Below are 12815 nucleotides of genomic sequence, written 5' to 3'. Positions count from 1 at the left end.
AGTCGGTGGCGACGAAGCGAACTTCTCCATCATCATCGATCGGCGACTACATCCGCCGCCAACGCGAGTTGGCAAACATCTCGCTCCGCAAGATGGCGGAGATGAGTGGCGTGTCGGCGGGCGTGTTGCGCGAGATCGAAGAAGGCTTGCGCAATCCCAGCCGCACGCTCGTGCAGTCGATCGCCACCGCGTTACGGCTGTCGGCCGAAACACTCCAGTTGCAAGCCGGAGTCATCGATCCGCGCGGTGTCGACGAATCCGATTCCGTCCGCGAGATCAACCGCGATCCACATCTGACCGACCGCCAGCGCGAGATGCTCGTCGAAATCTACGGCGCGTTTCGCGCGGTGAACCGCGCCAAGCGCGAGTAGGGGCACCACTGGGCTCGACGCGTCGGCCGCACCGTCATTGGCGTAGACTGCTGCTCGTCGATGCGATAGCCCGCACCCCCGACCAACCTTGATCTGACAAAGCTTCACCGCCGAGAACGCAGAGATCGCGGAGAGAGAGTCGGCACAATAGTATTCGAGTAGTTTTCTAAACCTCATTGGCAATGGACTTTCGTTTGGCCCCATCGTGGTCTCCCGCTCTCTGGCTCGGCGCTCTCGGCGTGCTCTGCCGTGAATCCGCTCTTGTCACATCAGGGCCAACGTGAGCGCGACCGCACCAACGGTCAGCGCGGAAGACGCGCGGCGGCTCCTCGTCAACCATCTCGGACTGGCGCGGGTGATGGGACGCGGCGCGCGTGGTGTGCGGGCGATGCTCGATCGGCTCGGTTGCGTGCAGATCGACCCGCTCGATCCGATGGGCACGAACGCTGATCTTGTCGCGCTCGCTCGCGTCGACGGTATCGTGCGTGGCGATGTCTATCGACACCTCCTGCCCGGTCACGCGTTCGAGCACTTCGCGAAGGAGCGCTGTCTGATCGTGACGCGCGCATTCCCGTACTGGCGCGATCAAGCGATCGAGACGCCGTGGTGGCGACTGGCGGAACGGACGCACAAGGTCGATCCGAAGATCCTCCGCGCGGTACTCGCCGAGGTGCGCGCGCGCGGCCCGATCTCGGCCGCCGAACTCGAAGATCATGGCCGCGTCGTGCCGGTGAACTGGAGCGGCTGGAAGGGCACCGCGAAAGCGACGAGTATGGCGCTCGAAATCCTGTGGACGCAGTGCCGCATCGTCGTCTGCGGCCGCGACCGATCGCGCGGCAAGCTCTACGATGTCCCCGACCGCGCGCTCGCGCACGTGCACGGATTACAGTGCGAGCACGCCTTCGAGCGCTTCGCCTTGCTCGAACGCGTGCAGTCAACCGGCCTATTGGCGCGCAGCGGCGGCGCGTGCTGGTCCATGCTCCGCGCGGCGCGGACATCGGGGTTGGTGGACGAGCTGATCGCCGAGGGCGCGATCGAAGCGGTGACGATCGACGGCGCGAGTCGACAGTATCTTGCCCCGCGCGGCTTCCGTGATCGCAAAGCGATCGATCCCGACGATCGCATGCGCATCCTCGGCCCGCTCGACGCGCTCTTGTGGGACCGCGATCTGGTGCGCCAACTGTGGGGCTTCGAGTACGTGTGGGAAGTTTACAAGCCGGCCAAGTTGCGCCGCTGGGGATATTACGTCAGCCCCCTGTTGCACCGCGGCGAGTTGGTCGGAAGGGTTGAAGGCCGCGTCGTGGACAACACGCTGGTGATCGAACGCCTCTATCGCGAACCAGATCACGAGCTGGACGAGCAGGCGCTCGACGCGGCGCTACAGCGGCACGCCGAAGCCTGCGGCGCCGACCGAGTGAAGCGCCCGCGACGCGCCAAGCGCAGCGATCGAGTCTGAGGCATTGAAGAGAGCGTGCGGGGGCAGCGAGAAGCGGCGAGCCAATCTCCGAAGATTTTGCGATCTCCTCTCGCTGCCTGACGGAAGCGTCGCGGCGAGACTCCAGCGGCATTCGCCGGTGACCCGGGACCGTTGCAATATTCTACTTTCAAGGGCTGACCCTGGAGCTTGGCAAAGCTGCGACCGCGGTCAACCGCTTTGGAGACCGGCCTAGTATGGCAGTAGTTTGAACCCTTGATTTCTTGCCTCCCAATCGCGCAGCTCTTGATGAAGGGCCGTCGTCGCGAACTCGTGCCGGTCGCAGGCCAGACGCAGAGATCGTTCAAGCGCAGTTGGCGTGATGGCGACGGCAGGCTGAGAGCCAATGATTCTCCGCAAGAGAAACGACAAGACGGCCACGACATCATGGCCGTTGCAGACAACAAAAGGGTCGTACCCGTTCGCCTCTAACCGGCGCACGGCGCGCTCAAGCTCGGGTCCGTCCAACTCTGGTCGCTGCGAATGATTTTTCACTTCTCGCACCATCCGAGCATAGTCAACCTGGAGAAGGTCCGGATCAACAAAGGCTGGAATGTCTAGACCATCGAAACGCAACCCAATTTTCTTGCGCCTTGATTCCAACCGTAGATGCCCGAGCGGGAGTGAGAGTTTGTTGAGAGCAGTTCGCACCGACATCTCGACAGTATCCTCAAAGTGTTGAAGTTTCGCTGGACTTGCATACTCCGCCAACAACCGATCGAGAGCGCCCGACGCTATCAGCATCATCTCGATATCGTGGGTATCGCCTCGCACGATATTGTCCCTCGATGCTGCCCCATCGATCGAATCGAAATCTGCGTCTACGATTCCGACGACTCCTGCAAATCCGTCGGCATCCAGGATGCTGATCGCCTCGCAGACTTTTTCCTTATCTCCCGCTATACGAATCTGACACGCATCGGGTTCAGTGAGTTGCTGGAAGAGCAACTGGTCATCACGGCCCTCCACCAGGGCGAATGCTCCCGCAAATTGCGTCCGAAGTAGCCGGACCTCGTTCGCAATAACCGCGGGAGATCGCCTCGGGGTCACTTCGGCCCCTTGAGCTCCACCGTCAGGTCCCAGCGATCACCTATGACTTGGGGCGAATGCGTGGCGATGATCGCGTCAAATCTCGAGAGCTGAGCCATCTGCGCAAGATCGTTTAGAAAGGCTTCTTGCCAGGCGATGTGTAGCGAGAGTTCTGGCTCATCGATCAAAATCAGCGTGTTGTCGCTCGTGCGGAACAACAGCTCGTACAGTAGTACGAGTTCGTGCTGCTCTCCCGATGAAAGCACGCCAGGATCAAGCGGTGTTCCGTTGGCATTGACAACCTGAAAGCCGTTTTGATTTACCGTGACCCCTTTGTAAATGAAGCGACCATTGATTATCTTCTTGAAGAGGTCGACCTTCGCAAGGACCTTATCAAAAACACAGAGCTTCCGTTCCGCGTCTTGCGCGAAAACTGAGAGAACGCTCCGTTTGGTTTCGTCAACCTGCGCTAGGAATTGCCCGCCCCATTGCTCGGGCTCACGACCGAGGAGACCAGCCTCTACCAGCCTTGCACGCTTCCCCTCAATCTCCGCCAGTCGACTACGGAGCGACTCCATGGTTACGTCGGAACGCTCCGGTTCGGCGACAAGACGTGCTGGGAATGTACGGTCTAAGGATTGTGAGAGTGTGCCGTACTCGGCGAGCGTTTGCTTGACGATCTCGCCGAGTTGCTGCGCGTAACGACGCACCGCAGGCTCGCGAGATTGAACCGGGAAGTGACGTGACTCTCTGCGGGTCAAAGGGGTGTACAGCCGTTCGGTGTTTATGAAGCGTACTGGAACAGCCAGCCTGATGTCGCGGAGCCATCCTGGGGTGTCCGATTCTTGAGACTGAGGGCCGATCGGAAGATGCTCGCTGTAGTCAGCGAGGACATCGTTCAGCGAGAGAATCTCGCCAGTGGATCGCTGCCGCCAGCTCTGTGGGCCAACTTGATCGAGATCGTCGATGAGGTTCTCGATTGACCCGATTGGGATGGGTAGTTGCTCCGGCCTCGTGTCGGGCCTTGGGGTGAAGGTGTCTGTATCCGTTGCACCGCCGTGGTGGGAAAAACAAATGGTGCCCCCCCCTCTCTCCGATCCCGCGGTTGGCTTGGTAACCGTGCGGACGACCGACACGGATTCACCATTGTCGAACACCAGATGGAGTTCGCGAAACGGCAGGCGCCGAAGCGCCGCATTCGAAGCTTTGAAGAAGCCTTCGATCATCCGAAGAATCATCGTCTTCCCAAACCCGTTTGGGCCGTGGATGATGGTAATTCGTTCGTTGAGCTTGAGAGGAATTTCGTATGTGAAGCGGTCGAACAGTCCCCCGACCAATGCTGTCTTTAGTCTCATTTCTTTGCTCCTCTCTCGAACCGTACACCCACTCACTGAACGTAAGGATACCTTCAGGCCAGGTTCGCCACTGTGGTGTAGACGTTTGTAGCGCTTTCAGTAGAGTCTCACCAGGCAACGCGCTCTTCCGATCTTGGCGCGCCGGCCGCTCGCGTCTTTTGGAGGCCGATCGCGAAGCCCTCTCGGAGCAACGGTGCTAGAGGTTACGTGGTTCGCCGTTTGGACATAGGCGATCAGCGGCAGTCAGGGCCGCACCCCCACCTTCACCCCCCCCGATGCCGTGCACCTCGTGAATCGCCCGGTGACCACGACCCCCACTGTTCTGCTTCGACCGATCACCAGACGGCGTTGCCGTAGTCGCGGCGAATGGCGCTGTCCTTGGTCAGTAGGGCGCTGTCGCCCAGCGTCGCCCGCCTCACGATGATGCGATCGAAAGAATCGCGCGTCTAACTCAGCTCGATTGCCGATTCGATCACCGCCGCAAATGGAAGATCGCACACCTGCAGGCCGAGCCGCGCCAAGAGGCCGCGAACTGACGTTAGAGGCAACCCTGGTGCACCGACCACGACGGTAACGCGCCCTCGGCTCGCTCGCCCCACCGCGCCACCTTTACGGTGCGAGCGTGGCAGCCATCGTGATGGTCGCGTTCAGCAAGCGTGAGATCGGGCAGCCTGACTTGGCGGCGCCGGCCGCGGTGTCGAATGCCGCTTGGGTTGCGCCGGGGACTTTCGCGCTCACGTCGAGGTGAATGGCCGTCACCGTCCACCCTGCGTCCAGCTTCTCCATCGTCAACATGGCCGTGGTGCGCAGCGTATCGGGAACGAGCCCGGCATTTCCAAGCTGTGCCGACAACGCCATGGTGAAACAGCCCGCGTGCGCCGCTGCAATCAGCTCCTCTGGATTGGTTCCCTTGCCGTTCTCGAATCGGGTGCTGAACGAGTACGGCGTCGCGGAGAGCACGCCGCTGTCCGTCGATAGGTTGCCTTTGCCGTCCTTGAGCGCGCCGTTCCAGACGGCAGACGCTTTTCGTTTCATGCATGCCTCCTGAAGAGTGCCGCGATCTTTATCAGCCCGTTGAAAAACCTCGCATGCTTCGAGACGCGCCGTCGGCGCTCCTCAGCATGAGCGGTTCTCCTCTTCTGCCACAACGTTTTCCCGCTCACCCTGAGGAGGCGCGAAGCGCCGTCTCGAAGGGCGCCCAACTTTTTCAATGGGCTTTTATGGCATCACCGACACCTGAGTCGGTTCGATCACGTAGATGACGCGGTGTTCGCCGGGACGACGAAATGGATACGCGTCCATGTCGAGGTACGTCTTGGCGAGCGCGTCGATGTGCGCGTCGGCGCCGGTCTCGGTGATGTCCACCACTTTGCCGCGAATCATCACGCAGCGGTAGGCGTTGTCCGGATCGACGACGGAGAGCGCGACGCGGCGGTCGCGTTCCATGTTCCTGTCCTTCACGCGGTCGCGCGCCGAGTTCACACGGATGTGGCGCCCGTCGTAGTCGAACCACACCGGCGAGACTTGCGGACTACCGTCGGGCATCACGGTCGCCAGATGCGCGAGCGCCTTCTTCTTCGTGAGATCCAAGAACGCTGCGGGGATTGTCTTAGCCATCATTACCTCCTTGCTGTCGGTTCCAAATCCAGTCGAGTGCAGGAGGGAGCATACCCCCGCATCTGCGCCAGGCAAGACGCGGCCCTGAGAAGGGTCTATTTCGCTCGCGTCTGGGATGCGGGTGTCACTCTCGGCCGTTGTGAGTGGGGCAGGGAGCGACTCTTCAGTCCCACACGATGGGCGCCTTGTACTCTCGCAAGAGCCGATCGGCAGACACGATCACCAGATCCTCGACGAGCGCCTGCGCCACAAGCAGTCGATCAAATGGATCACGGTGGTGCAGCGGGAGCGTTCGGACTTTATCGGCGTGGCGAATCGACACCGCAAGCTCGAGAAAGCCATAGTCCTCCAGCACCGCTTCGACGGGCGCCTTCGCGACGATGCGCCCAAGGCTACTCTTGATCGCGATCTCCCATGCCACGACTGCGCTCACGAAGACCACCTCGGCACTTTCGATCCGGCGCGAAACCGGGCGCGGCAGCTCGCCCGAGTCCCACCACACCAGAGTGTGCGTATCGAGCAGCAGCTTCACTTGCGGGTTCTCCCCTCGAAGAGGCGGAGGACGTCCTCTGGGAGCGGCTCGTCAAAGCCCTTCTTCAGGCGAAAGCGTCCCTTACCCTTCCCGGGCTTGCGCAACGTGCGATCGTTCGCCCCAAGAGCGACGATCTTCGCGCGCGGCTTTCCGGCACGCGCGACCACGATCACTTCTCCCTTGGCCGCGCGTTCGATGAGTTCCGGGAGTTGCGCCTTGGCTTGCGCCACATTGATCTGCTTCATTTGCCGCAGTGTGGCCCGGATGACCAAGTTGGTCAATCTCAAGCTCGCCCAAGCTCGCCCAAGCTCGCCCACGCTCACCCAAGCTTCGTCCCTTCATTCCTTCGGCGGGATAAGCCCCATCTCGCGAGCGCGCTGCAGCTCCTGCTCGTACTGCGGGTTGGGGCGGCTCATGTGTTTCGACGTGCCGGTTGCCAGCAGCTTCCCGTCCTCGCTCCACAGACGGGAGACGCAGCCGACCAGTCCGTCCTCCGCGACCAGGCAGACGCCGTCAGCGAGCATCCAGGTCTCGTCCGGCGCGAAGCGGTGAAATTGAACCATCAGGTCGAGGTTCGGAGTCAGAAAGGGAAACGGCCACTCGTGCGCCGCGATGGTGGCGTTCCAACCGGGGAAGTCGAGCCAGAAGAGTTGGCGCAGGGCGTCGGCCTGACGATCCGGAATCGGAGTTTCGGTGAAACGCAACCAGGTCTGCGACTCCGGTTGCCCAGGCGGCTGGCGCCAACGGACCGGGCGCCCCTCCATGCTGCGCCAGATCGGGTACCACTGATCATACTCTTCTCCGGCGAGATTCTGGTAGCTGCGCAATGCGTTCGGACCGGGGACTTGTGGCGCGGCGCCGAAGTCGTGTGTGTATCCGCGCAGCCCGTCGTCCACCATCCACACCGTGGCGGTCAGCAGCAATTTTTCTTGCTGCATGATCTCTACGCGCAACGACTCGGCACGCTTGCCGCCGCCGACCGACACGACGCGGACATCAACCGGCGCGAATTCGCCCACTGCGAGAAAGTGGCAATGAAAGCTGGCCGGGCGCGAGGCGCGACTGCGCACCATCGCCGCGCGCAGTGCGATCGCGGCCAGGTATCCGCCGTTCGGACCCCACACCGCCCACTTCGGCGACAGCTCGGCGCGATAGCGATCGGGCTCGCCCGGGATGATCTCAATGGAAGTGTCTGCGAGAAAGTCGGCCATCGTGCGTCAACCCGGACAGCAGTACGCGGTTGATGACCGATGCTCAAGAGCCGACGCGGGTAGGGTTTCGCTTAGGTTGGTGAACGCTTCGATGCGCCCGGGCCGAGCAGGACGTTCTCGAACGTCTCGCGCAGTGTCATGTCGCGCGCCGCCGCTGCGACGAGATCTTGCGCGACGCGTCCCTCGACGCCGAGGGGTATCAGCCACAGCTTCGGCTTCGCGTTTTCATCGGTCGGCTTCGCCAGCAAGGTGTACTGTCCCGGCTCCACGGCTTCAAACCGGAACGGTTGGCCGAGCGTCGCCTCCTGCCGTGCCGCCGTACTACTTTCGACGAAGGCGTTCGCGTGGTCGGTCCATTTCGTGAGTGAGCTGGGATCGCTGACGAGCTGTTGCAGGATGGGTCGGAGGCGAACCTCCACGGCGAATTCGTCGCTCTTGTCTCCTTCAATCGCCTGAACAACGCGTTCCACTTCTTGATACGCCTTCTCCGCTTCGATGGCGCGATGGCACGCGACGAGCCCGGCCTCGGCCTGCTTCACCGCGCGCGCGCCGTCCGAATTGGTGAGCGCTTCGATCAGGCGGGCCTCTTCGGAGTTCGATTCAAACTGCTGCAGCCGATCGGCGAACACGGTCGTGCGCGATTTGGTGTCGGGCGGCTGATCTCCGGCGGTCACCGCCGGTGCGCCCACCAATACGATATCCTCCCACTGGACGTGCCACTCCCCGCTGCACGCCACGCGTTGATTGGCGAACCCATAGGCCTCAATCGTTTTTGCCGGCAGCGAAGCCCCGCGGGCGTAAAAGCAGGTTTCGAATTCCGCCCCCGGCAGGAGCACGTCGCGTTCGCCGCCGGAACTGTTGGGGATGCGCAGTGGCGTGTCTTTCGCGGGCAGACCCCAGATCGCGTCCGCGATCTCTCTCGGCAACGGTCGTCCATTGTACAGCACGGTAGGGCCTTGAAAGCGGACCGCGACATCGTGCTTGTTCGCCGCGCTCCAGCAGAGGCGGTCCATCCCCGAGCCGTTTGCCAATACTGTCCCACTCTTCTGCACGAGTTGTGTACGCAGATACTCGTCGCGCAGTTGCCGAGCCTCGACTTCGAGCTTGGCCTGCACCGACGCGTGCAACTGCACCATCGTGTGGGCCGCCGTATCGGTTGCAATCCCAAGGGCGGCGATGCGCGGCGCGAGTTGGGTCAGCATCAGGTTGTAGCCGGGTTTCGCCGCCGCTAAACGCGCCTCGGCCTGCGGCATACAGATCCGCAGCGACGCGGCGTCATTCTCCGCTGCCGCGGTGGCGATGCCGTTTGCCGTCAGCGCCGCGCGCGCCCGTCGCAAGACTTCCGCCTTCGCACCGAGTTCCGTCTTGGCCGATTCGAGCACGCGTTGTCGCGCTTCGGCGACGGCCTCCTGTCGGTGCTCGCTGGCGAGGCTCGCCAGTTGCTCCATCAGCTTGCCACGAACCAACCGCACTTCGACGCGCTGCCACGGTAGCCCGCTGCGCTCCGACTCGGTCGGGAGGACGCGCCCACTGACTTCGGGTTTGCCGCACGCGGCCAGCGAGAGCAGCGAGGCAACGCCGATCAGTCGCACGAGTCGCCGATCGCCCGGTGCGCGCCAACCGATCCGGCGCCGAGCGACGTCTCTGCGATCGGAGAGCTTCGCGACGTTCACTTCAGGATCCTCGTCGAACGGCGCGCACGTGCAATGTGTCGCGTTTCTCGGCCGTGTAGATGTCGCCGTCACGGAACGACACGGCCCACGCCCGAGTCTTGTCGACCGAGAAGGTCGTGGAGGACCAGTACCCCGCCGACGCGGTCTGATTGCGTGGCCACGCCGCCGTGGCACACGGCTCCGCTGTGCAGGGCGGGACCGCGATCAACAGCGTCCGCAGCTCTTCCAGAGTTGGCAGGCGCCAGTCGTTGTGACCCGCGTAGTGCTGCTCATTGAGAGCAGTGATCCATTCTGCCGCCGCGCCTTGCCAGGGGAGGGCGACGACGACGTTGTGACGCTCAGCGCAGTCGGTCTCGGCACACTTCAGTTCCCACATCAGACCGGTGAGGCGATCGTTCGCGGTTCCGTTACCGTGGTCGACGAAGCGCTGCAGCGCGCCTTGGCTCTCGGCCGTGCAGCCGCTGTAGTCGAGCGTGCAACTGCTGAGACATGTCAGACCCGAATGAATGCAGCTCTCTTCCTGACCACAGTCGCCGCTGAAACCGAGGCTGCTACAGGTCGCACCGCCGAGCGCTTGGCCGTCGCACTCCTCTCCCGTCTCGACCACGCCGTTGCCGCAATTGGCGACCGGGGGTCCCGCGCTGGAACTCGGCGCGCGTGCCGCATCGCTCTTGTCGAGCGCGGCACCGCCCTTGCCCTTCAATGGCTGGGCGCTCGCCAGTTGCACACTGTCTAGCCCCATGTGTTCACGGCCGGTCATCGCCTGGACGCGGTCAACAACTTCGTCGATCGAGGGCGGTTCGCCATTCGTCTCGGCTTGGTGCTGTCCCCCGTCAGCGGCGGCTGGTGCCGTGCCACCAATCCCACCGAGAACGCCACCCACCATCGCCTTGCGAATCGACGCCGCGACCCGCTTGGTGTCCCGGTCGTGTTTGACTTCTTCTGGGGTATGTCGCGACATGAACGCATTGATCTTGTCCAAAAAACTCGGCTCTTGATTGCCGTCATCCTCGCGCTCGAGGTAGTCGGCCACCGAGCCCATGAGATTGCCTTTGATCTTCGGATACCCCCACACGCCGAGGACGAGGATGAGAACCAGGATGAGATCAATGCGTTTGATACCGCGCTTCTTCTTGACCCGGAGTACGGCTTGTTCTTGATGATCCTCGCAAAAGCGGCTGTGAGCCACGACGGGCTTGTCGCACTTCTGGCACTCCGTCGGATTCCCTTCCTCATCCATCAGTCCATTCAGCAGCCCATCAAGGACCTCTTTCTCGGATCGGATCTTTGACGTCGCCATCGTTCTTTTCCCCAAAATGTGAGCTCCCCACACTCAACTCGTGACGTACCGGCCCCGTCGCACAGCCGGCGACACGGGCGCGGTCAGTCTTCCGCAGGATCATTGGTCAGCATGATCCATGCCTCATTACAAACCACGAGTCTGAGGGAGCTGTCCGCACGCAGCGATGCTTCTTCGCCACCAGCCGTGCGGTTGGGTGCGTCGAATTGGACAGAAAGTGGCTGCACCTACAAATTATCGACGCCCGACACGGTGCTCAACGTGTTCGGGGCGTTGGGCCTGCCAAAGCGAGTCCTTGATCGGTCCAGCTCCCCTCGGGAGTCAGTCTCCGACCCAAAAAAATTGGGCTTGAATCCGTGGCGCCATACGGTACCTTCAAAGCAGTCTTCCGGATCGAGGTGTAGAATGCGCAAGAGCACAGGTCCCAGTAAGCCGTTGGCTTGGCCACAGAACATCTCGGAAGGTGTCGCGATTCAGCAGGAAGCAACCAGGAAGTGCCCGCACTGCACGGAGTCGGTTACAGCCGAGACGACCACCTGTCTTCACTGTGGGCAAGAGTTGCCCCCGGAACCGACGAAGGATCTCTGGGAAGGCTACGACCTATAGGACGCCTGCTGGCGTCTGCGATCAGGGTTCCGGCCGGAATTTGACCAACGTCACCTCGGGCGTGACGTCTTCGAAGACGACGGTGACCGGCGCGCCACAGCGGACTGCTTCGGGTGCACAGCCGACGATGTTGGTTGTCAAGCGCGGACCTTCGGCAAGTTCGACGATCGCGAGCACGTAGGGCACATCGGCGAATAGCTTGTTGGGCGGCCGCCGCACGACCGTGAACGAATACACTGTGCCCTTGCCCGACACTCGTTGCCATTCGAGATTGGAACCCAAACACTGCGGACAGAGGTGCCGCGGGTAGAAGAAGAATTGGTCGCAGTCACGGCAGCGCGGCAATTGTAGCTCGTGGCGCCTCGCCGCGTCCCAGAATGGCCGCGAATCCGGCGACGGCGTGGGCAGTGGCCTCACGTATTCTGTTTTCTCACGATTCACGACTCACGCCTCACGACTCAGCACCAACGAGCACTGCTCACTCATGATGCCGCCGTTGCCATTGACGAAGCCGAGCTGCGCATCGCGGACTTGACGTTCACCGCCGCGGCCCATGAGTTGGCGGATGCCTTCGATCACGTGGGTCATGCCGCCGGCGAGCCCCGGTTGTCCGAACGACAACTGTCCACCGTGGGTGTTGCACGGCAGGTCGCCGGCGTAAGTCAGATCGTGCTCGGCGACGAATCGACCGCCCTGACCCTTCTGACAGAAGCCGGCATCTTCCAACGTGATGCAGACGGTGATGGTGTAGCAGTCGTACGGTTGCACGAAGTGCATGTCGCGCGGCGTCAGCCCCGCCATTGCAAAAGCGGCCGGCGCGCTGACGCTGATCGGCGAGGTTGTGATGTCGCGCGAGTAGGTGATGTTGGAGTGGCGGCAGTGCTCCCCGGCGCCGAGCAGCCACACCGGTGGGTGCGGGGCGCGCAACGCTCGCTCCTTGCCGGTCATGATGTACGCCGCGCCGCCGGTACAGGGCTTGACGATTTCCAAGAGGTGGAGCGGATCGACGATCAACGGCGAGCGCAGCACGTCGTCGACGGTAATGGGCGTCACTCCGAACAACGCGTTGGGATTCTTGAGCGCGTTGGTGCGTTGATCGACGGCAATCTTGGCGAGCTGCTCCGGCGTGGTGCCGTACTCGAACATGTGCCGCTGCGCGATCAGCGCATAGCCGGTGTTGGCGGCGGCCGGACCGTAGGGCGCTTCGAACTCGCGCGTCAGCGAGATCGCCGGCCAATGCGATCCCGGCACGCGTCCAAACGTGTCGCCGGCCACGCACAGCACGGTGTGGCACATGCCGGCATCGATCGCCGCCGCGGCGCGCCACATCATGCCGGCGCTGCTAGCGCCGCCAATGTCGACCACGTCGAGGTAGCGCACCGACAACCCGAGATACTCGACCACCGAGCCGGGATAGATCATGCCGGTGTCGCCCACCGGGACACCACACAGCAGCCCGCCGATATCACGCGGCTCCAGGCCGGCGTCGTCGATCGCCGCACGCGCCATGCGCGCCATGATCGCCAGCGGCGTCAGCCCGCCCATATCCTTGACCGGCCGCATTTCAGCGATGCCGATGGCTGCAGCTTTGCCCCGCAGACTCATGATCGTGATGTCGTGACTCGTGTTCGTGGTTCGTGTGAAGGA

13 protein-coding genes are annotated in these 12815 nt (G+C 62.5%); 2 read left to right on the top strand and 11 right to left on the bottom strand.

Going from position 1 to position 12815, the window contains the following annotated elements; genetic code table 11:
• Positions 1–5 precede the first annotated feature (5 nt).
• Entirely contained in the window at positions 6–371 is a 366-nt protein-coding gene (locus HYR72_11560; protein MBI1815608.1) for a helix-turn-helix transcriptional regulator, read from the top strand.
• A gap of 358 nt (positions 372–729) precedes the next feature.
• Positions 730–1827: an AlkZ family DNA glycosylase gene (locus HYR72_11555; protein MBI1815607.1), complete on the top strand. Its 1098-nt coding sequence runs from the start codon at positions 730–732 to the stop codon at positions 1825–1827.
• A 210-nt stretch (positions 1828–2037) separates the two neighbouring features.
• Here HYR72_11555 and HYR72_11550 read toward each other — a convergent pair whose 3' ends face one another.
• From HYR72_11550 to HYR72_11500, 11 genes are all read right to left on the bottom strand, one after another.
• Positions 2038–2814 carry a DUF4435 domain-containing protein gene (locus HYR72_11550; protein MBI1815606.1) on the bottom strand — a complete coding sequence of 259 codons (777 nt, stop codon included), beginning with the start codon at positions 2812–2814 and terminating at the stop codon, positions 2038–2040.
• Between the two features lie 77 nt (positions 2815–2891).
• A complete protein-coding gene (locus tag HYR72_11545) occupies positions 2892–4229 on the bottom strand; it encodes an AAA family ATPase (protein ID MBI1815605.1) in 1338 nt (445 codons plus the stop codon).
• 609 nt (positions 4230–4838) lie between these two features.
• Positions 4839–5264 (bottom strand): OsmC family protein, encoded by a 426-nt coding sequence (locus tag HYR72_11540; GenBank protein MBI1815604.1) that lies wholly within the window; start codon positions 5262–5264, stop codon positions 4839–4841.
• Positions 5265–5447: 183 nt separating this feature from the next.
• Positions 5448–5846: a PPOX class F420-dependent oxidoreductase gene (locus HYR72_11535; protein ID MBI1815603.1), complete on the bottom strand. Its 399-nt coding sequence runs from the start codon at positions 5844–5846 to the stop codon at positions 5448–5450.
• Positions 5847–6009: 163 nt separating this feature from the next.
• A complete protein-coding gene (locus HYR72_11530) occupies positions 6010–6378 on the bottom strand; it encodes a type II toxin-antitoxin system VapC family toxin (protein ID MBI1815602.1) in 369 nt (122 codons plus the stop codon).
• Positions 6375–6623: a type II toxin-antitoxin system prevent-host-death family antitoxin gene (locus HYR72_11525; GenBank protein MBI1815601.1), complete on the bottom strand. Its 249-nt coding sequence runs from the start codon at positions 6621–6623 to the stop codon at positions 6375–6377. The genes HYR72_11530 and HYR72_11525 overlap by 4 nt, the downstream gene beginning before the upstream one ends.
• 93 nt (positions 6624–6716) lie before the next feature.
• Positions 6717–7589, bottom strand: a complete 873-nt coding sequence (locus HYR72_11520; protein MBI1815600.1) for a thioesterase family protein — start codon at positions 7587–7589, stop codon at positions 6717–6719.
• 71 nt (positions 7590–7660) lie between these two features.
• A complete protein-coding gene (locus tag HYR72_11515; protein MBI1815599.1) occupies positions 7661–9262 on the bottom strand; it encodes a hypothetical protein in 1602 nt (533 codons plus the stop codon).
• A 1-nt stretch (position 9263) separates the two neighbouring features.
• The gene (locus tag HYR72_11510; GenBank protein MBI1815598.1) at positions 9264–10562 is read right to left on the bottom strand and encodes a DUF1566 domain-containing protein; all 1299 of its coding nucleotides are present in this window, start codon (positions 10560–10562) and stop codon (positions 9264–9266) included.
• Positions 10563–11189: 627 nt separating this feature from the next.
• Entirely contained in the window at positions 11190–11609 is a 420-nt protein-coding gene (locus HYR72_11505; protein ID MBI1815597.1) for a Zn-ribbon domain-containing OB-fold protein, read from the bottom strand.
• A 3-nt stretch (positions 11610–11612) separates the two neighbouring features.
• Entirely contained in the window at positions 11613–12776 is a 1164-nt protein-coding gene (locus tag HYR72_11500) for a thiolase family protein (protein MBI1815596.1), read from the bottom strand.
• Between the last annotated feature and the right edge of the window lie 39 nt (positions 12777–12815).

Source organism: Deltaproteobacteria bacterium, assembly GCA_016178705.1.
In the GTDB taxonomy this organism is placed as follows: domain Bacteria; phylum Desulfobacterota; class Binatia; order HRBIN30; family JACQVA1; genus JACOST01.
This window is presented reverse-complemented; position numbering and strand designations above follow the sequence as displayed.